At 50.4% G+C, this 18,867-nt stretch carries 19 protein-coding genes and 1 pseudogene; 9 read left to right on the forward strand and 11 right to left on the reverse strand.

What is annotated here, in order from left to right; genetic code table 11:
• Positions 1–345 precede the first annotated feature (345 nt).
• The 3 genes from MJ769_RS07095 (at position 346) to MJ769_RS07105 (ending at position 2,690) form a co-directional block, all read left to right on the forward strand.
• Positions 346–525 carry a hypothetical protein gene (locus MJ769_RS07095; protein ID WP_239235669.1) on the forward strand — a complete coding sequence of 60 codons (180 nt, stop codon included), beginning with the start codon at positions 346–348 and terminating at the stop codon, positions 523–525.
• Between the two features lie 323 nt (positions 526–848).
• Positions 849–1,778, forward strand: coding sequence for a nucleotide-binding protein (locus MJ769_RS07100; protein WP_239235671.1), 930 nt, complete (start codon positions 849–851; stop codon positions 1,776–1,778).
• A 582-nt stretch (positions 1,779–2,360) separates the two neighbouring features.
• A complete protein-coding gene (locus tag MJ769_RS07105) occupies positions 2,361–2,690 on the forward strand; it encodes a helix-turn-helix domain-containing protein (RefSeq protein ID WP_239235673.1) in 330 nt (109 codons plus the stop codon).
• A 204-nt stretch (positions 2,691–2,894) separates the two neighbouring features.
• On the opposite strand, the gene MJ769_RS07110 is transcribed toward MJ769_RS07105, so the two are convergent.
• A complete protein-coding gene (locus MJ769_RS07110) occupies positions 2,895–3,116 on the reverse strand; it encodes a hypothetical protein (protein WP_239235675.1) in 222 nt (73 codons plus the stop codon).
• Between the two features lie 145 nt (positions 3,117–3,261).
• Here MJ769_RS07110 and MJ769_RS07115 point away from each other — a divergent pair, with 145 nt between their 5' ends.
• The 5 genes from MJ769_RS07115 (at position 3,262) to MJ769_RS14440 (ending at position 6,153) form a co-directional block, all read left to right on the forward strand.
• The gene (locus MJ769_RS07115; protein ID WP_239235677.1) at positions 3,262–3,606 is read left to right on the forward strand and encodes a GFA family protein; all 345 of its coding nucleotides are present in this window, start codon (positions 3,262–3,264) and stop codon (positions 3,604–3,606) included.
• Positions 3,607–3,760: 154 nt separating this feature from the next.
• The gene (locus MJ769_RS07120) at positions 3,761–4,123 is read left to right on the forward strand and encodes a DUF1428 domain-containing protein (protein WP_239235678.1); all 363 of its coding nucleotides are present in this window, start codon (positions 3,761–3,763) and stop codon (positions 4,121–4,123) included.
• 105 nt (positions 4,124–4,228) lie between these two features.
• On the forward strand, positions 4,229–5,413 hold the full coding sequence (locus MJ769_RS07125) for a WD40/YVTN/BNR-like repeat-containing protein (protein WP_239235680.1): 1,185 nt from the start codon (positions 4,229–4,231) through the stop codon (positions 5,411–5,413).
• A gap of 5 nt (positions 5,414–5,418) precedes the next feature.
• Entirely contained in the window at positions 5,419–5,697 is a 279-nt protein-coding gene (locus tag MJ769_RS07130) for a MoaD/ThiS family protein (protein WP_239235682.1), read from the forward strand.
• Between the two features lie 333 nt (positions 5,698–6,030).
• Positions 6,031–6,153, forward strand: a complete 123-nt coding sequence (locus MJ769_RS14440) for a hypothetical protein (protein WP_256445699.1) — start codon at positions 6,031–6,033, stop codon at positions 6,151–6,153.
• A gap of 16 nt (positions 6,154–6,169) precedes the next feature.
• Here the strand turns inward: MJ769_RS14440 and MJ769_RS07135 are convergent, their stop codons facing one another.
• The 4 genes from MJ769_RS07135 to MJ769_RS07150 form a co-directional block, all read right to left on the reverse strand.
• Positions 6,170–6,895 carry an SDR family NAD(P)-dependent oxidoreductase gene (locus MJ769_RS07135; RefSeq protein WP_239235683.1) on the reverse strand — a complete coding sequence of 242 codons (726 nt, stop codon included), beginning with the start codon at positions 6,893–6,895 and terminating at the stop codon, positions 6,170–6,172.
• Between the two features lie 333 nt (positions 6,896–7,228).
• The gene (locus tag MJ769_RS07140) at positions 7,229–8,629 is read right to left on the reverse strand and encodes a TolC family protein (protein WP_239235685.1); all 1,401 of its coding nucleotides are present in this window, start codon (positions 8,627–8,629) and stop codon (positions 7,229–7,231) included.
• On the reverse strand, positions 8,626–9,987 hold the full coding sequence (locus MJ769_RS07145; protein ID WP_239235687.1) for an HlyD family secretion protein: 1,362 nt from the start codon (positions 9,985–9,987) through the stop codon (positions 8,626–8,628). The genes MJ769_RS07140 and MJ769_RS07145 overlap by 4 nt, the downstream gene beginning before the upstream one ends.
• Positions 9,987–11,654 carry an ATP-binding cassette domain-containing protein gene (locus MJ769_RS07150; protein ID WP_239235689.1) on the reverse strand — a complete coding sequence of 556 codons (1,668 nt, stop codon included), beginning with the start codon at positions 11,652–11,654 and terminating at the stop codon, positions 9,987–9,989. The genes MJ769_RS07145 and MJ769_RS07150 overlap by 1 nt, the downstream gene beginning before the upstream one ends.
• A gap of 171 nt (positions 11,655–11,825) precedes the next feature.
• On the opposite strand from MJ769_RS07150, the pseudogene MJ769_RS07155 reads away from it, so the two are divergent.
• Positions 11,826–11,985, forward strand: a pseudogene (locus MJ769_RS07155) (IS1595 family transposase); the annotation flags it as partial.
• Between the two features lie 196 nt (positions 11,986–12,181).
• On the opposite strand, the gene MJ769_RS07160 reads toward MJ769_RS07155, so the two are convergent.
• The 6 genes from MJ769_RS07160 to MJ769_RS07190 form a co-directional block, all read right to left on the reverse strand.
• Positions 12,182–13,435, reverse strand: a complete 1,254-nt coding sequence (locus MJ769_RS07160; RefSeq protein WP_320412153.1) for a methyl-accepting chemotaxis protein — start codon at positions 13,433–13,435, stop codon at positions 12,182–12,184.
• Positions 13,436–13,952: 517 nt separating this feature from the next.
• Positions 13,953–15,281, reverse strand: coding sequence for a four-carbon acid sugar kinase family protein (locus MJ769_RS07170; RefSeq protein WP_239235692.1), 1,329 nt, complete (start codon positions 15,279–15,281; stop codon positions 13,953–13,955).
• Between the two features lie 41 nt (positions 15,282–15,322).
• The gene (locus MJ769_RS07175; RefSeq protein ID WP_239235694.1) at positions 15,323–15,682 is read right to left on the reverse strand and encodes a hypothetical protein; all 360 of its coding nucleotides are present in this window, start codon (positions 15,680–15,682) and stop codon (positions 15,323–15,325) included.
• 143 nt (positions 15,683–15,825) lie between these two features.
• Positions 15,826–17,049 (reverse strand): glycolate oxidase subunit GlcF, encoded by a 1,224-nt coding sequence (gene glcF, locus MJ769_RS07180; RefSeq protein WP_239235696.1) that lies wholly within the window; start codon positions 17,047–17,049, stop codon positions 15,826–15,828.
• 50 nt (positions 17,050–17,099) lie between these two features.
• The gene (locus MJ769_RS07185) at positions 17,100–17,327 is read right to left on the reverse strand and encodes a hypothetical protein (RefSeq protein WP_239235697.1); all 228 of its coding nucleotides are present in this window, start codon (positions 17,325–17,327) and stop codon (positions 17,100–17,102) included.
• 82 nt (positions 17,328–17,409) lie between these two features.
• Complete coding sequence (locus tag MJ769_RS07190; protein WP_239235699.1) at positions 17,410–18,741, reverse strand: four-carbon acid sugar kinase family protein; 1,332 nt, start codon at positions 18,739–18,741, stop codon at positions 17,410–17,412.
• Positions 18,742–18,867: the final 126 nt, after the last annotated feature.

An 18,867-nucleotide genomic window follows, 5' to 3' on the forward strand; every position in this document is an offset into this window, starting at 1 on the left:
CGCCGTCCCGGCAATCGTGTGTTTACACCTGTTGTGGATGCGCTCGTCCATACGGCAGGAATGGCGTTTGCATTTATCCTTTTGCGCGGTATTCAGGCAGCAATGTGCTGCAGAAAGTATGCTCCGGATCAACCGCTTATTCCTCACCCACTAGCGTACTCTCCGATCATGCAGTTGACGATCTGCCGCAAAACCTTACAATCCCCATAGGTTCCTCTCTCCGCAAGGTTCAGTTCAACAAGGTTTATCTGCCGCCAATAAGGTCGCGGGTTTAATAAACTTGGGGAGGGCGGCAGATAAACGCTATTCGTTGGGCATATTAATAATCTAAGAAGGAAAAAAAGAATGGTGAAGTTAGTTTCAGTTACAAAGGCTGGTGGCGAAATGCTTGATGACGAAAATGATGTTCGTGTTTCTGTGAACGCCGACAACATTAATATTTGCAAACCAGTACATGAAGATCAAGTAGGAAAAACAAAAATAGTCTTCAACGACGGTACAACAATTAACGTTGTAGAAACCTAAGAACAATTGCAAAAACTCATTAATACATAAGTGTCTCTAACCTCGCAAAATTTGCCCAACCCATCCATCAAGCGGGACGCGCTAAAGCGCGCCCCTTATGTCAAACGTTAGATTCGGACAGGGCCTCCGTTGAACGGAAAGGCCGGAGCAATGATCCGGAGTGGATGGCAACATTAAATAATAGCGCGATAAATACGCATGTATAAAACGCGGGAAAAATGCTAAAAAGCTAAAAAGCGAAGTGCGTAAATGCGCTGCCGCATAACTGAAAGCGTTAGGCGTCACGCACCTCCGCAAACCGCTCGCGTACAAAGAAGGAATCTATGGACATATTTATTGGAAGCTCCCGCGAGGCCTCAGAAGTACTCGATTGGGTGTCAGAGGCTCTTGAGCGCCAGGGTCACAAGCCAGTGCGCTGGGACAACCCTGGGCTGTTCCCACCGGGGAAGGCCACGTTCGACCGGTTGATTGAAATAAGCAAGACAGTTCATGGCGCCGTCTTCATCTTTGCGGAGGACGACAAGGCCTGGTACAGAGGCGACGGTGTGTATCTCCCGCGTGACAATGTGCTTATCGAGTACGGACTCTTTGCGGGTCGCCTTGGTGCAGGCAGATCGATCGTGGCAGTGCACAAGTCGCCAAAGCAACCGGCAGATCTTCTGGGCATAATCTACGTAGATGTCAGCGAACCTCGAAGAGAACGAGCGCGTGTGGAGCTTCGAATTTGGGCAGGCAGTCTTCAGTCTGAGCAAGTTGACCCGGCCACCCTCCAACTGCTCGCAAAGCTCGCGGAGAAGGACAAGACGATTGAGTCCTTGGGACACAAAGCCGCATTCGAAAATGAGAAGAGCCTGGAGCTTGAAGCAATCCTTGCTAAGAAGGGCATACTTGATCTCGCAGAGTTTGATTTGCAAACTGATGGCTATTGGAAGCTATTATTTGAGTACGGATTCTTCGTTGGGATAGTCGAGCAGCTCACAACCTTCTACGGCTCTCAAGACGCGATGAGCGCGGCGTTGAGTGATTGCGGGGCTGATGCGATAAAGGAGTCACTTGCTTGGGACGGAAATCCAATGCGAAACAGATTTCTTATGCGCAAGATTCTTCGGCAGTTCCGCGCATTGTTTCTAAAGGACTCGTTCCGCGAACTCCTGGAGCACACTGGCAATGAATCATTGGCCAAGATCAAGACAATCGCGTCCGACGCCATTACCAGGCGCCGCATGAGCGAGCCGCTGAATGACGCCCCTTAAGAAACACCTCCCAACCAACTGATTTTAAAAAGCGGAATTAAACGGGCTGTTCATTGACGACAAACTCGCGTAAGGCGTATGTAGGGTGTCAATAAGCGAAGCGCATTGCACCGGATGTTTTCCATGCGTCGCAATAACGTTCGCGCCCTGCGCTGGGGGGGTGCCAGGCACGACGGTAATCAGGCATGGCGGCAGCATCCTTGAGAAATCATTCGGCGTTACGGCGGACCCCTTACGCGCGTTGCATCACACAAAATTGAGATAGCCGCTTCAGAATTACACGCTAATGTTCATTTACTATCCAACTTGACAATGCTTATTAAATACTTATATTTTACAAATAAACACAATCGACTGGAAACCCAAAGCAGCCAAGCAGCTTTTTAAGTTACCCAAGTCAGCACAAACCTCCATTCGAGACAGTGTTGCTGATAAATTAATCTTACTTCCCGAAATGCGATGGTGTAAAAAAGCTGGTCAATCACGCATACGGCTATCGGCTTCGAGTTGGAAATTACCGCGTATTTTTTGAGTTTGACGGCACCGTCAATATTGTTGAAATTGAAGAAGTGAGGAAACGAGATGAACGCACCTACTAATATCCAAACCATCATGGGCGCAGACGGCAAGCCAGCGTTCGTTGTAATGCCCTACGCTGATTTTTTGAAATTACCAGGCAGCTTCCGCCCCGGCATGATTCCGCATGCAGTCGTCAGTGCCGCTGTAGATGGAAAACCCATGCTTCAGACATGGCGTGAATACCTGCACTTAACGCAAACTGAATTAGCCGAGCGCATGGGGATTACACAGGCCGGATATGCACAGATCGAAGCTGCCAAACGTCCGCGCAAGGCTACCCTGCTAAAAGCGGCTGAAGCTATGGGGATTACACTGGAGCAGTTGGCACTGTAAAGATCATAATACAAGATGTGACCCCGGGACTTTGCGGACGAGGAAGAAAACGCACGTTCAAATCGGAAGAATTAAGACAGTTTCGTCCCGGCGGCCACACCTGTGTAGGCTGTCAATAAGCGAAGCGCATTGCACCAATTACCATACGGCGCAATACGCTTCGCTATTGACACCCTACGGAGTACGCCTTACGCGCGTTTCCCCTCAGAAACTATCATGAATATTTTTTGTATTTACGCTCGTTTCAACCGGCGGCTGTGTGGTTTTAACAGCCGGAAATTTGCTCGTCCATGCAACATGGATAGCGCTTTGGCCGGACAGTTTGTGCGGCGTTTTGGTGTCGGTGCAAGCTACAAATGCTCTCCAAGATATACGTTTCTCCTTCACCCATTGCCACTCGTTCAGGACATTGGATTGACGCCGCACTTTAAAACCTTACAATCCCCATAGGTGCCGTTCCCTTTTGGTTCAGTCCAACGAGGTTTATCCGCCGCCAATAAGGTCGCAGGTTTAACAAGCTTGGGCAGGGCGGCAGATAAACGCTATTCGTTAGCTACTTTAGGAGATATAAATGCAATCTGGAAGTTGTCACTGTGGAGCGGTAAAATTTACCGCCCAAGGCGAGCTTGATCAAGCAATTGAATGCAATTGCTCACACTGCAGTCGTAAAGGTTTTTTGCTCTGGTTCATTCCTAGTGAATCACTCACCGTTACGGCGGGCGAAGATAAGCTCTCAACATATACTTTCAATAAACACGTAATAAAACATCAATTTTGCTCTGTGTGTGGCTGCCAACCTTTCGGTATTGGAAAGAAGCCTGATGGAACTCAAATGGCGGCAATCAATGTTCGCTGCGTGGAAGGTATTGATCTCGCGGACATCAAGCGAGTGCCAGTCAACGGCAAAGAGTTCTAGCAGGAGCAGCTAACAAAGCAATCAAGCGGATGGTTTTTAAGTTGTAGTTTTGCCATTCCGCTGCGCTCCATTTTATGGCAAAACTACAACTTAAAAACCACCGCTTATTGCGGCGTCAGGCTTTACGACAATCAACAAATAAAAGAAGAAAGATATGAATCGCTATATTGATGGATTTGTTATTCCAGTACCTAAAAATCGGATTGACGACTATCGGCTTGTCGCTAAAAAGGCGGCAAAAATCTGGAAAGAGCACGGCGCGTTGGATTATTGGGAATGTGTAGGTGACGATATGGATGTAAAAGACATATTGTCGTTTCCGCAGCTCACGAATGCCAAATCAGATGAAACTATAATATTTGCTTGGGTAGTCTTTGAGTCACGCGAGGCAAGAGATGCTGCAAATACTAAAATATTTGAAGACCCTCGAATGCATGAGTTGATGGACACATCAAATCCAATTTTTGATTGTAAGAGAATGGCGTACGGTGGTTTTAAGCAATTGGTGCACGGATAAAACCTATGCCATCATTCAAGCGGGGCGACTTTCGTCGCCTCTTAATTTAAACGTTATAATTCGCAGCTAGCTCATGAATTGACATTAGTATTCGAGGGTAATTTAATGACTGATATGATTTTATTAGGTACTCGCAAGGGTACCGTTATATTCGATTTTATAAATTCTAGCTGGCGGCCTCGTGCTATTGCACATGCTGGCATTCCAGTATGTTACGCAGCGCGTGATTCCCGAAACGGGACATTGTGGGCATCATTAGATCATGGGCACTGGGGACCAAAGCTATCTCGTTCTCGTGATGGTGGTGCGACGTGGGAAGATATTTCATCCTTAAAATACCCTAAAGGCGCAAGATATATCGTCAAATACTTGCCCACACCAGATTTCAATCCAGAATCACCTAGCGCTCAAGCAAAGTATGCAGATGCATCTGTGCTTAAAATATGGAATATTGCATTTGGTACTCCTAATCAACCAAACAGGCTTTATGCTGGAACAATTCCAGGTGGTTTATTTTTTAGCGATGATGGCGGTGATAGCTGGGAACTCAACCGTCAATTATGGAACCATGATAGTCGCGGTGGAGATTTATTTAAGGGTGATGCAACAACCGAAAACCATTGGCAAGGCACACCAGCCAGCATCGATTATGGGATTTTTGAACCTGGCATACATTCAATTTTTGTAGATACACACGACTCAAATCACATATACGTAGCAGTATCAACTGCAGGCGTCCTTGAGAGTACCGATGGTGGAAAAAGTTGGCATGGTCGTAATCGCGGGATGCTGATGGACTACCTACCTAACCCTGAGTCGGAATGGGGTCACGATCCGCATTTTGTGACAAGTTGCCCTAGTGAACCGAATCACCTTTGGCAGCAAAACCATTGCGGTGTTTTTTATAGTGATGATGGCGCTCAAAACTGGAGGAAAGTTAGCATGCCAGATCTTGGTGTAAATTTTGGCTTTCCAATCGCAGTTGATACTAAAAATGGGCGCACTGCTTGGGTTGTACCCGCACGTGCAGATTCTGAACGTATGGCAATTGATGGTGGTTTATTCGTAGCACGAACGAACGATGGTGGACAAACATGGGAAACCTTTAGAAACGGTTTGCCGCAAGATAACGCCTATGACATTGTACTTAGGCATAGTCTTGATGTATCTGGAGATCGATTATGCTTTGGAAGTACAACTGGCAATGTTTACTTATCAGAAGATCGTGGTGAGACATGGCAGTGCCTAGCTAACAATTTGCCGCCAATTTACTCAGTACGGTTTGGCTAAGAGCTATGCCTACAGTTCAATTGACGCAGCATCTTTACCGGTTTTTCCCGCAACTAGAGAATCAAAAGATAAAAGTGCCAGCAGGTTCAGTCGCGGAAGCACTACTGGCAATTAACGAGATTGCACCAGGGTTTACCGATTATGTACTTGACGAACATGGCGTACTGCGTAGACATGTAAATCTCTCCATCAATAACACTTTAGTCGTAGATAAAATAAAACTTTCTGATCGCATTCCAGATGACGGGGTTGTTTATATTTTCCAAGCTCTTAGCGGTGGCTGAAACTTTCAAATGTTAAGCACGATTATTATCTGGTTTTAATCAACTTAACTTCTTAGCTTTAAAGAATCACAGCAACGTAATCTAATCAAATCATAGGGTAGAGTAGAGAATAGGTTCTCGCCTGCCCTCCCTCATCAAACCGTACGTGCGCTATTAACGCATACGGCTTTCCGATGTTCTTCACGCCAAGGCATGCACACTTGCACGACCTACGTTACTAGTGCGACTGAGGGTGTCACACCTGTGCTCAATCATCGAGCGCGTAACAGCAGGCGTCAATTGCTTGGCCTTGGTATAACGCGGTAAGTTGGGCTACGCAGGTTGGAGCTGAGCTTGCGAAGCCCAACATCACAAGGAATGAATACATTCGTCACCGGCGTGCTGATGCTGGAAGAGGCACAACCTTCTTCACTGTTAATCTGGCTGAACGGCGCTCCGATCTATTGTTGGAACTGACCCCGCACACGCGTTGTTAAAGTTCACGTGCAGAAAAAACAACTTTGGGGAACTCTTGAGGTACATCCAGTATTTTCAAATATTTTTGTGCGACGTGCTCAGGAGTATCCAATGCATTGGTTTCATGTAGATCTATAAATCGATCTACCATAGAAAATGAATGCTTTGAAACAGCTCTAATTTTCGCTTGCATAAGCGTATCTACAACGCCGGGTGCTACTGAAAAAATATGAATATTTGCCGCACTCTTTAGCTCCATCTCTTTGGCTGCATGAAGAGATGCGTGGTCGAGGGCTGCCTTCGATGAACCATATAATGACCAACCATCGGTTACTTTTGATGCAGCGCCAGAAGAAACATTTATAACGATTTTCTTTTTTACTTCTTGTGGAATTTTCAAAAAAGCATTCATTAATTGTATTGGGCTTATAAGATTTACCTGCATAAGCAGTAAAATCTCTTCCGCTGTAAAGTCTCCAAGATACTTGATTGGATCAATCATGCCTGCATTATTAATGAGATATAGGGAATCCTGATTGGTGAATGACGCTTTAAATAATTCAAAAATGGATGATAGTTGAGACGGATTGCTCAAGTCTGCAAACACATGTTTGTAGTGCGTATGAGAGATGGAAGATGTTCGTGAAATTCCATATACAAAAACATCTTCGCGTTGCAACAATGCCTCTGCAATGGCCTTGCCCAAACCAGCAGATGTTCCTGTTATGAAGTAATAATGCATTATAAATATTTCCTGATTAGCCACAATATTTAGCCGCACAGACGAAGCGTTCAGTGCAGGGCGAAGTGACTGACGAAGCTGCGAAAGGGAACACGCCATGCATACGCTAACCACTTTAATGGCTAACTATTTTACACCGCATTTTTCCGGAAACTTGCCAGAAATCAAGCAAATCGGCTGACAAGTTCTGGGTACTATATGCACCCGATCCCATTGATACTTTCAATTCGTCAAAGCCATTTTCACAATCGGCGGGAACACGTTAGCTGCCTCATATGTTGAACACCGATGCTCCATGAAAAGACAGGGAAAGCTGCTCGCTGCACTGAGAGTTCATTTAGCTTGCATACCCAGTGCCGCCTGGTAATCAGCATACCCTTTGAACAAGTTGCTGGCGGCTTCAGCGGCCAGTAGGGCCGCATCGCCGTTGGCTAGTTCTCGTATATTGACAAATAATAGGGTGCTATCGCCTAGTTCAAAACGAGTACGCTCGCCTTCCTCAAGCTTCTGGGCGGCTGATTGTTGCAAAAGAGTGAGTGTCCGGCGCTTACGCGCGGCGGACAACGCTGACAAAACATCTTTCACTTCGGCGGCAATGCGATCCTCCTGCAACACACGCTCCGAATTTAAGCGTTGCAGATTGGCGCCAGCAACTTGAGCGCGACCGCTGGCGACCCGGCGCTGCAAGGGAATATTAACATTCAGACCCACATATAATTCATTGCGATTGAGATTGTCCTTGCCGTTACCTATATCCTTGGCGCCCATCACTGATAAATCGACTTCGGGAGCGCGTTGGTTTTGTTGCAGCTCCAGGTTTGTTTGTGTTTGCCGACTTTGCATGTCGAGACGACGTAATTCTGGTCTTTGCGCTTGCGCTGTTTGCAAGGCTTTAGAGTAACTCAGGGTGATCGTTGGTTCTTGACCAGGAAAACCAGATGGCAACTGTTCGGCGACTGGCACGCGCGGCTGATCCTCGGCGTCACGCCAGTACAGAGACAGTTGGATCGCGCTTTGTTCCAGCATCCGTTGAGCCATCACCCGGCGCTCGCGGCGCTCGATAATGGCCCGTCGATTGTCCAAAGCCTCAAATTTAGGAATATCTCCGGCAGTCACTCGCTTGCGTATCCCGGCATCGCGTTGTTCGGCAATGTGCAGCAATCGTTCAGCAATCTGCAATCGCTGGCCGGCCAGCACCCAATCCCAATAACGATGCGCAGCCAGCCGACGGATTTCCAGCAAGATTTGATCATAATCATGACCAGCAATCTTTTGACCTAGTTCCGCCTGTTTTAGGCTGGCGCGACGCTGATCGATTTCACGGTTCCGCCACAGCGGGATGTTAACGCCAAGTCGTGCTTCGCCGTCTGTGGCCGTCAGGTTCTTGCCGTCGTATACCGGATAATCGCCAGTGCCGCGCCGCCAGCCACCGAAGAACGTCGTACCTCCAAAGCTGGTGGGCTGTTCAATACTGACATCGTTATTCCGATTTTGGTACAAGCCAGTGACTGACCAGCGGTTTTGCACTTTTAACGTTGTATCAAATGCGCCTTCCGCCGTCTCATATTCTCCTTCGGCGGCGCGCTGGCGCTGTTTTGCTGCCAGCAAACTCGGGAAGGCTTGCTGCGCCGAGCTCTGCACTTCATCCAGAGTCAATGGCGCGGAGGAGCTGGCATTTCCGATCAGCAGCCAGCAGGACAAGAGTGCAAGCGTCAGAATGACGATTTTCTTCATAAGCCTTTTTTCTCGTGCTTGACATGGCTTTTACTTTCACCCTTGGGGTTTTCCATTACATCAGGTTCCGGCAATATTAGCATTGGGAAGCCATTGAAAATCCGCCATAACTCATAGCCCAAGGTCACCTGGCTCAGCAGCACCCAGCCATTGACACGCACGCCTTGGCGCAGGAACCGCGCACTGGGCCAGGCAATGTCGTCATCAGCATCCGCTATAATCAGGACACGAAAATTACCTTTACCATCGTCGGTGGCGTCGATCAGCGCTACCCTACCTGCGAATGAGCCTACCGAGAATGACGGCCAGCCGCCAAACTGTATCGCGGGATAGCCTTCAAACTGCAAGCGCGCCCGGCTGCCAGTGACAATCAAGGGCAGGTCATTACCGTCTACCCACAGTTCGACAGCACGTTGTTCGCTGTCGGGAATCAAAATCGCCAGTGCCTGACCAGCTTTCACCAGCTCCGCGCCGGGATTGGCCAGCAAGCGTAAGACCGTTCCGGCGCGTGGTGCGGTGACCGTTTGTGTTTGCTGGCGCGCCAGCCGGGTTTCCAGTTTTAATAAATCGGCGATGACGTAATTTTGATCTTCAACGGCTTTGTTCAGTTCGGCCCGTGCTTTTTCGATGGACGCTGCGGTATCTGCGGTGAGTTTTTGCCTGTCCGCGCCCAACGCGTCGACTTCGCTCTTTGCCGCTTGCAATCCGGCTAGCGCCCGTTCGACCTCGGCAACGCGTTGTGCCATTTCCAGTTGAGATAGCTCCAGGGTGCGTTGCGAGGACAAGCCATTGCCTTGCAATTTCTGCTGCCGCAACAAATTCAATGAGGCGGTATGCTGGGCAGCCTTGGCGGCATCTACCGATTGCTCGGCAGCCTTGAGGCGTTCGCGAGCCATGTTGATACGCGACTCGGCTGCGGATAAAGCCTGTGGCCGGGCTTGTTCTGCCATACTCAACTGCTCGCGAAAAGTTTTGACGCGACTATCTGTGGCGGCCTGTCTGGCCAATAAAGCTTGCTGTTCGCTTGCCAGGCGTTGCAACAACAATGGATCATTGTCGAGTAATTCCGCCAGCACATCACCCTCTTTAACTTGCGTACCTTCTTTAACCAGCCAACGCCCTACCCGGCCTTCCACCGGTGCGCTGATGATTTGCTGGCGCTCCGCAGGCGCATAGGCAACGACGCGTCCAATGCCGCGCACGTTCTGTTGCCAGGGCGTAAAAGCCAGCAAGACCATTAAAATAACAAACAGCATCATCAAGGAACGAGCAAGCCGACCTGCCAGTGGCAGGGTTTCCGCACGCGATAGCTCACGGAGTTCTGGCGCTAAAACGGGAGATGTATGTTTGGTTTCCATTACTGTTTACCGTAGTCTTCGGTAGTGGTTTCGATCAAAACACCGGATTCGATACGGGCGTGGCGCTGACAACGCGCGATAACTAGCGAATCATGGCTGGTGACAATCAGCGTCCACGGCGCATCGGTAGCCAGCAAGCTGTCGAGCAGTGTTGGCAAAATCCGCTGGTCAATGCGATCCAGCACGCCATCCAGTAACAACAGCCGGGGCCGACCGACTATGGCCCGTGCCAGTGTTAATCGTAAGGACTGCTCAGCCGTGAGCGGCGCGCCACTTACACACAAACGGCTGTTCAAACCGGCCGGCAAGGCGGCAATGGTATCCAGCAGGCCGACTTGCACCAGCACCTGCCGCAGGGCTAGTAATTCAAGTTCACGACCCAAACACAGATTGTCCAGTATGCTGGCTTCGACAATTTCGGTGTCACGTACCAGACTGATATTGTCACGTAACATGCCCAGATTGAGGTCACGCAAGTCATGATTATCCAAGCAAACATAGCCACTGCTGGGTGCGCGCAGACCAAACAGCATGTCCAGTAGGCTGCCCCGATTGGCACCATCGCTAATTACCAGCTTGTCGCCCGGAGCGAGACGCAAATCAAGGCTGCGCAACACATCCAGATAGGGGCTTTCCGGCAAGGAAGCACAGTAAATATCGACCTGATACGGCTTGTCAGTAATTTTCGGTGTTGCGCCCTGATTGCTTTCTTGGGGCAAATCCAGCAAATACCCCAGCTTATGGACGCTGGTTAGTAGTTCGTAATAGTTGCCCAGCATTTTACCCAAGCGGAGTAGTCCGTAAATCATGGCGCTAACCACCAGTTCGGCAGCAATCAATTGTCCCAGACTGAGCTGGCGTTCTATAACCATCCAGCCGCCCATACCCAGCAGCAAGGTGCTGGCAAATGCGTGCAGCATTAAGGCGCTAAGGTTTTGCCGGGCCAATATCCGGAAATGCCGGACTGAGGCCTCAAGGTAGTCATGTGCGATACGTTCGGTTTGCATATTTAAAAACGCACTGTCGCTAGCCGATTTGCCTAGCAGAGAGTTGACAGCGATATTTTCCAGCCAGCCCGCTGCGGCATATTTGGCTTCCGATCGCGCAATGGCCGTCGTCACGCCATTTTTACTCATTACGAACAGGATCAGCGCCAGCATGGCGATTAAAAACAGATCAAAGGCCAGCAGCAGAGGATGATAAAACGCCAGCAGCGCCATACCGATCACTGTTTGCAGCACATATCCCAGGGTTTCCAGCAATAATACCGTCACAGTTTTATTTAAGATGACCACATCGAAAAAATAGTTGGCTAACTTAGGGACATCGTGATCGTCGCGAATGGCGATGCGGGCTTGTTGCAGACGCAAAGCCACATTGCCAAACATACGCACAAACAAGCGGCGTTGCAGCATTTCCACCACATAAAACTGAAACGCGATCAAAATATTACTAAAAGTAACCAACACCAACAGCACCATTGTCAACACCAGCAATGGCTGCAATAGCGCACCGAAAGCGACAATATTGACCAGTACCTGTACCGCGATCGGCATCGTCAGTGACAATAAACCAATGCCGACGCCATAAGCGATCAGTGTGCCGACGTCCTCACGTTCCAGGCTGATCAGATGCTGAATGCGTTGTAACGGGGTTTGCGCTGACATAAATATTGCCTACTGTTTCATCACATTAAAAAACCATATCGGGAATTGATGATGCACTTCGTTCCTCGACAATTGCTCCCTGTATTGCCCCACCATGAATGTTGTGCAAACTTCCTGTTCTTGCTATTTCATCGCTTCGTTGCAATTTTCCGATTTTCAAGTTTAGCCCTCCGACATCTGCAAGCGTATCTCAACAAACTAACCTTCCGTTTCAACCGCTGTTGCTACTCCTTCAACATCTTTCGCTCTTTTGCTTGAAATCGCCGACGACGTCACCGCGCCAACCTATGCCGAGCTTTGCAATAAAAAATCACGACCCACTAAGTCTTAAGGGCACCTCTAAAAATCCAATTTTCGTCACAATACTGCGTTACTCGAAAAAAATTATCACTTACATATCAACTATATGCCGCGCTCAAATTTTTTACTCGCGCCTTGTCTTGTCTAGAAAATTGAATTTTTAGAGGCGCCCTTAATGAAGTGTTGCACGCTAATTGAAACTTCCGATGCGGCGCTAATCTCCGATATCAAAAATCAGAGGTCTTGTTAGTGGACGGCACCATTTCGTCCAACAGCTTGTCGGCCTTCTCCGCCATCTGCTCGCTGCTGTTGGCCAACTCACTGATTGCCTGCGTTGCAGCCAAGTTGCGTTCAGCCAGTTTGTGTACCTCTGCCGCCGTTGCAACGCCCTTGCCATGCTCGTCCACACGTTCTGCTTCAATAGCAGCATTGAGCGCCAGCACATTAGTCTGATGGGCAATATCATTAGTAATACCGATTTTTTTTGCGGTTTGCTTCATGGCAGTCACTGTTTGACGCACCGATTCGCCACCCTCGGTAACTTCCTTGGTTGCTTGTTCGTAGGTGGCCTGGCTTACGTATTGTCTGATCGCGCTTATTTCATCAGAAGTGCTAGAGAGATTGTCGGAGGCGCTGCGTACTTCAGTGACAAGCTGCGACAATTTGCCTACCATATTTTGCATGGCTGAGAGTAATTGGCCAATTTCATCCTTAGAGGTCACCTCGACCCTTGCAGTCGAATCACCTTCGTAAAATCGGTTTGATACGTTCATATCTGAATTCAACGGTTTGGTAGCGCTGCGCGTAAACCAGAAGACGAGACCTGCGGCCAACGCCAAAACAATCGCTAGTAGTGTCAGCTCCAACAACATGTTGCGGGTATTGTTGTAGTTGTCAACGGCTTCTTGGACGGTTACATGCATTAACTCTACATAATACTTCCCAAATGTACTCAAACTGGCATGATAATCGCTCAGGACGGGACGCAAAACGTGAGTCAAATATGTCCGTGATTCATCCTTTTTCCCTTCTTCAATCAAGGTTACCAATTTCTTAGAACCCTCAATATATTTAATTCGATTATCCAGAACGTGCTGTAGTAACTCCTTTCCTTTCGGTAATACAATAGCTTTTCTTTGCAACTTTTCTATATTTCCTTCAATTTTTTTCCGCGCTTCAAGAATTATCTCTTCTTGCTTAAACATGTCATCGCGACTATCAGTAAGCATCATGTTTCTTAGTGATATGGCAATCACGTTGATTTCATTATCAATTTCCATAACCATAGCCATTTTAGAATATCTATCATCAACTATAAAATTTAGCCTTTGGTCCTGGTGCGAAAGCCGCGTGATAGATAAGGCTGTAATTACTACTAGTAAAATCACAACCAGACCGAAACCCAATCCGAAACGCATGCCTATCTTCATATTTTTAAACATAATTACATCCTTATTCAACTTTAGGCATACAGCTTTCATCCTTGCTTCAGCTGAACGGTGACACAATTAAAGCTGAAACGATAAAAACGTTTGCTGCCTGCTGCTAGTAACTGTGCTACACCCGCAATTCTGCGGTCGCCATGCTGCTCCGGAAAAGTGAATATCGAGGACTTCCGCCTGAAACCGTCCCTGAAAGTCAACCCAGTAAATTCCATGTGCAGCCACTGCGCTAACTATCCGGCAGTCAAGGGTTGATTCGCTCAGCTTTATCGTTGCCTCTAGCAGCCTGTCGAATTATTCTCCAAATGGATCAAACAGCATCTTCAGATTAAGCGGTACTTTCGCATTACCGAAATTGCAGCAAAGCACAAATATGGATTGCAATTACAATTTTAGTTTAGGTTTTGGTCGCCATCTTTATAAAAATGGCTCAAACCGAGGCTTGTTTTTACACAGTCCTATCAGATTTTTAGCTTGACAATTATCTATAAAGTACAAATTTATCTATTAGTTAAATAATTTTAGATGCGAATAAGGAAGAACCCCTAGACAGTTATCATATCCCAGCTAGGCAACGATATACCGTAGCCAGTGCATCATCGTCACCGACATTGCCGGGGAAAATCACCACCAGCATCTCGGCATAGCGCGGGTGATCAGACGGGCAGCGGACCACTGAGCAGCCCGGCAGAATCTGTCCCAATACCCGCGAAGCCTTGAGCGCAAGCCCATCGGACAGCACGTCGTTCGAAGTGATGCCGCCTTTGCTGATGAGGAAGCCCAGTGTGGTCGGCAGGCCGCGTACCACGTCCATCAGGAACGCCGATACTTGTTCGCCGAATGCCAGACGCGAGGCTTGGTCGGCAAAGCCGCGTTCTGCGCGGCTGGTATAGATCACCGGTGTTGTATCGGCAGCGTGGGCACGCGCAGCTTGATGCAATACTTCCTGCAATAGGGCGGAACGTTCCGTGGCGATGCGATCCACGTCCACTTCAATGGCAATGATGCCCGCTTCTTGTAGCAGCATATTCAGTTGCGCCGTGGTCTTCTTGACATGCGAGCCGACGATCACCGCACCGGGTTTGCCGTTGCGCACGTACTGGCGCATGGCGCTGGCAGCCACAGGTTGAGGTGGTAGTTGTGTCAGTGCGGTGAGCAGGCTGGCGGCAGAGCGGAACAGGAAGCGCTTGCCGTTGGCGGCGGCAGTTTTCAATTGGGTGGCAAAGCAGTCCAGGTCGGTCTGGGTTTCCGCATCCACAACACAGCACACGTTGTCGTGCAGGTCCATCAGACGCGCCGAGATGTCACCGCGTATTTGGGCGAGCAGAAAACGCTCGACCTGATTCGCCTTGATGCGACCGGCAGTTTTTTCCTCGACATAATCGGGGAGGTAGCTGGTGGAATAGCCGAACACCGAGTCGCGCGCGAATTCGGTCTGGTGTACCGGTATGGCCACGCCATCGGCCATCAGGTAGTGGATGCTGTCGCGTGTGAAACGCCCGCCTTCAAAAAAGGCCGGAATCAGGAAGTGCGCATCAAAACCCGTAGCGCCGCCCAACTCTTCGCTCATTACATCGGTTTCCACCGGGTAATGACCGCGCAGCGTGGAGTCGGAGCGGCTGACGAAAATCGGATTGAAAGGCAGCCCTTGCGCGGCCAGGCTGGTCAAGGTCAACTTGAGGTTGCGGCACACTTCGCGCGTCACCGTGGCAGCACGCACCGCGTCCATGCCACGGGTGTTGGTGAGCACAAAGAAGAGCGGCGAGTCATCCAGCAACGCGGCACGCAGCGTTTCCTGATCCCAACGGGTCAGCAGCAGGCAGGAATGCACCGTCTGCGAACCGGCCGGGCCATCGTCGAGAACGATAATCTTGGTTTCAGTCATTCCGGTTCAGCTTTTTCTTAATACTGGCAATAGTGTTCATTCTAAGCATTGTCATAGCCAATAGTTATTGATGTACTTCTCACCCTTGTCGCATAAAAATGTGACGACATGTTCGAGCTTGTGTCGCTCGCGTAATTTTCGTGCAGCGACAAGGTGTGCGCCGGACGATGGCCCGACAAAGTGCCGTGCTCACGCGCCAGTCGGCGCATCTCCTGCACCGCCTCTGCGGACTCGACCGCGACGACCTCATCCAGCAAGGTGCCGGTCAGATTGCCCAGTTTTCTAACTTCGGCCAACGCATCGTTGACATGACAGTCACCGATGATGCGGACCTCGGCACCATAAGCACGTGAGATCGCGGTTCGTTCACGACTCAATCCATTGGGCATCAACGCCAGCATCTTTTAGCCTTTGACAGCAGCCAACATGCTCATCGGTTACCGGTATTGCCGCTACTCGCTTCCACGGTTTAGATCGAAGCGCACATATCAGGCGCTTCTTGACGAGTGCGACGAGGTCATGAGACCAACATGGCAATCTATTATTATGTGCATGCTTCATCTATCAGCTCTATCCAGTGTCGCACCGGCACGCCTGTGCCGCTTTGCAGATGGGTCAGGCAACCAATATTGGCGGTGGCAATGATGTTTGGTGCACCGCTGTTCAGCGCGTCGAGTTTGTTGCTGCGTAACTGCCGTGCCAATTCGGGCTGTAGGATCGAGTAGGTGCCGGACGAGCCACAGCACAGGTGAGAATCGGCAACCGGAGCCAACTCGAAACCTGCCGTACTCAACAAACGCTCGATCACGCCGACAATCTTCTGGCCATGCTGCAATGTGCAGGGCGCATGGAATGCCACCTTATTGCGTGGCGCAAGTTTAAGCAGGGTGACCAAGCGCACCTGTTCGGCCGCGATGATCTCGCTCAGATCGCGCGACAGACCTGCAATATGCGCGGCCTTGGCTGCATACTCGGGGTCATGTTGCAGCAGATGGCCGTAGTCTTTCACCATAACACCGCAGCCACTGGCAGTGATGACGATGGCTTCGCAACCCTGTTGTAGCAGTGGCCACCACACATCAATGTTGCGTTTGACGGCGAGTGATGCAGCATTTGGTGCATTGAGGTGCTGGTCGATTGCGCCACAGCAACCAACACCAGCCGGGCGTAGCAGCTGAATACCGAGGCGATTGAGTACGCGTGCCGTTGCGGCATTGATATTGGGCGACAGCGCAGGCTGCACGCAGCCATCCAGGATCAGCATCCGGCGCGGATGTACTGTGTTCGGCCATGTATCAGCGGTTTGTCGGGCGGGGATGCGTAGTCGCATGGACCCTGGTAGCAGGGGTCTGAGCAGTTGACCTAGCCTGAGCAGTGAGCCAAACAGCAGCCGATTTCCCAACAGCTTGCGCAGAGACCAGCGTTGCGCTTGTGCCCACCATCCGCGCGGGATACGCTGTTCGGCTATGTTGCGTCCTATGTCGAGTAAATTCCCGTACTGCACTCCGGATGGACAAGTGGTCTCACAGGCGCGGCAAGTCAAACAGCGATCCAGGTGTAGTTGCGTCTTCTCTGTGACCAGCTCACCCTCCAGCATCTGTTTGATCAAGTAGATGCGCCCGCGCGGACTATCCAGCTCATCGCCAAGCAACTGGTAAGTTGGGCAGGTCGCCAGACAAAAACCACAATGCACGCAGCTGCGCAATATCTGGCCTGCCTCCTGACCATCGGATGTGTGTTTGATGAAATCAGCAAGATTGGTTTGCATGAGTGGTAAGTGTAGATGACGGAATGGCCAGTTTAAAAATTAATGACATTTCAAAAATTCCTGAGACAAGCGGCATGGATAAAAACTCCTTGCGGGTCGAAGCTGTGTTTGATGCGGCGCTGGATGGCCTGTAGCGCAGACGGCAAGAGGTGAAACACCCCGCTAAGCTTGTCGCCGCCGCATCGGATCGCCAGATTGCGCACAACACCGGGCTGTAGTCGTGCAGTGCGAGCCTCGGCATCAATTGCGATTATTGCTTTGAGGCGCGCCAGCGACATAATCACGCCATTGCCGAGAGGCAGCGCGGAGCAAATCAAGGAAGTCGGCGGTCATGATTGAGTGTGCGTCAGCATGAAGCCGTCATCCTATCCCGGCCAAGCGGCGATATACCGTAGCCAGTGCATCATCGTCACCGACATTGCCGGGAAAGATCACTACCGGCATCTCGGCATAGCGCGGATGATCAGACGGACAGCGTACCACTGAGCAGCCCGGCAGAATCTGCCCCAATACCCGCGAAGCCTTGAGCGCAAGCCCATCGGACAGCACGTCGTTCGAAGTGATGCCGCCTTTGCTGATGAGGAAGCCCAGTGTGGTCGGCAGGCCGCGTACCACGTCCATCAGGAACGCCGATACTTGTTCGCCGAATGCCAGACGCGAGGCTTGGTCGGCAAAGCCGCGTTCTGCGCGGCTGGTATAGATCACCGGTGTTGTATCGGCAGCGTGGGCACGCGCAGCTTGATGCAATACTTCCTGCAATAGGGCGGAACGTTCCGTGGCGATGCGATCCACGTCCACTTCAATGGCAATGATGCCCGCTTCTTGTAGCAGCATATTCAGTTGCGCCGTGGTCTTCTTGACATGCGAGCCGACGATCACCGCACCGGGTTTGCCGTTGCGCACGTACTGGCGCATGGCGCTGGCAGCCACAGGTTGAGGTGGTAGTTGTGTCAGTGCGGTGAGCAGGCTGGCGGCAGAGCGGAACAGGAAGCGCTTGCCGTTGGCGGCGGCAGTTTTCAATTGGGTGGCAAAGCAGTCCAGGTCGGTCTGGGTTTCCGCATCCACAACACAGCACACGTTGTCGTGCAGGTCCATCAGACGCGCCGAGATGTCACCGCGTATTTGGGCGAGCAGAAAACGCTCGACCTGATTCGCCTTGATGCGACCGGCAGTTTTTTCCTCGACATAATCGGGGAGGTAGCTGGTGGAATAGCCGAACACCGAGTCGCGCGCGAATTCGGTCTGGTGTACCGGTATGGCCACGCCATCGGCCATCAGGTAGTGGATGCTGTCGCGTGTGAAACGCCCGCCTTCAAAAAAGGCCGGAATCAGGAAGTGCGCATCAAAACCCGTAGCGCCGCCCAACTCTTCGCTCATTACATCGGTTTCCACCGGGTAATGACCGCGCAGCGTGGAGTCGGAGCGGCTGACGAAAATCGGATTGAAAGGCAGCCCTTGCGCGGCCAGGCTGGTCAAGGTCAACTTGAGGTTGCGGCACACTTCGCGCGTCACCGTGGCAGCACGCACCGCGTCCATGCCACGGGTGTTGGTGAGCACAAAGAAGAGCGGCGAGTCATCCAGCAACGCGGCACGCAGCGTTTCCTGATCCCAACGGGTCAGCAGCAGGCAGGAATGCACCGTCTGCGAACCGGTCGGGTCATCGTCGAGTACGATAATCTTGGTTTCAGTCATTCCGGTTCAGCCCTTTCTAAATGTTGGCTAATGTTCATTCCTGATCGAACATTAGCCAACCTCTAGAGCGTGGGCAAAATGCCCACGCTCTAGAGGAAATACGAATAAATCTGCACTTCCCTAATG

It is taken from the genome of Candidatus Nitrotoga sp. BS (assembly GCF_927797785.1).
GTDB lineage: Bacteria > Pseudomonadota > Gammaproteobacteria > Burkholderiales > Gallionellaceae > Nitrotoga.

What these genes read in the sequence shown, in the direction of transcription:
- MJ769_RS07115 (WP_239235677.1), top strand. Translation starts at nt 3,262, where the DNA reads ATGCAATCTGGAAGTTGTCACTGTGGAGCGGTAAAATTTACCGCCCAA.
- MJ769_RS07130 (WP_239235682.1), top strand. Translation starts at nt 5,419, where the DNA reads ATGCCTACAGTTCAATTGACGCAGCATCTTTACCGGTTTTTCCCGCAA.
- glcF (WP_239235696.1), bottom strand. Translation starts at nt 17,049, where the DNA reads ATGCAAACCAATCTTGCTGATTTCATCAAACACACATCCGATGGTCAG.
- MJ769_RS07135 (WP_239235683.1), bottom strand. Translation starts at nt 6,895, where the DNA reads ATGCATTATTACTTCATAACAGGAACATCTGCTGGTTTGGGCAAGGCC.
- MJ769_RS07145 (WP_239235687.1), bottom strand. Translation starts at nt 9,987, where the DNA reads ATGGAAACCAAACATACATCTCCCGTTTTAGCGCCAGAACTCCGTGAG.
- MJ769_RS07120 (WP_239235678.1), top strand. Translation starts at nt 3,761, where the DNA reads ATGAATCGCTATATTGATGGATTTGTTATTCCAGTACCTAAAAATCGG.
- MJ769_RS07105 (WP_239235673.1), top strand. Translation starts at nt 2,361, where the DNA reads ATGAACGCACCTACTAATATCCAAACCATCATGGGCGCAGACGGCAAG.
- MJ769_RS07185 (WP_239235697.1), bottom strand. Translation starts at nt 17,327, where the DNA reads ATGTCGCTGGCGCGCCTCAAAGCAATAATCGCAATTGATGCCGAGGCT.
- MJ769_RS07100 (WP_239235671.1), top strand. Translation starts at nt 849, where the DNA reads ATGGACATATTTATTGGAAGCTCCCGCGAGGCCTCAGAAGTACTCGAT.
- MJ769_RS07140 (WP_239235685.1), bottom strand. Translation starts at nt 8,629, where the DNA reads ATGAAGAAAATCGTCATTCTGACGCTTGCACTCTTGTCCTGCTGGCTG.
- MJ769_RS07095 (WP_239235669.1), top strand. Translation starts at nt 346, where the DNA reads ATGGTGAAGTTAGTTTCAGTTACAAAGGCTGGTGGCGAAATGCTTGAT.
- MJ769_RS07170 (WP_239235692.1), bottom strand. Translation starts at nt 15,281, where the DNA reads ATGACTGAAACCAAGATTATCGTTCTCGACGATGGCCCGGCCGGTTCG.
- MJ769_RS07160 (WP_320412153.1), bottom strand. Translation starts at nt 13,435, where the DNA reads ATGAAAGCTGTATGCCTAAAGTTGAATAAGGATGTAATTATGTTTAAA.
- MJ769_RS07125 (WP_239235680.1), top strand. Translation starts at nt 4,229, where the DNA reads ATGACTGATATGATTTTATTAGGTACTCGCAAGGGTACCGTTATATTC.
- MJ769_RS07190 (WP_239235699.1), bottom strand. Translation starts at nt 18,741, where the DNA reads ATGACTGAAACCAAGATTATCGTACTCGACGATGACCCGACCGGTTCG.
- MJ769_RS07150 (WP_239235689.1), bottom strand. Translation starts at nt 11,654, where the DNA reads ATGTCAGCGCAAACCCCGTTACAACGCATTCAGCATCTGATCAGCCTG.
- MJ769_RS07175 (WP_239235694.1), bottom strand. Translation starts at nt 15,682, where the DNA reads ATGCTGGCGTTGATGCCCAATGGATTGAGTCGTGAACGAACCGCGATC.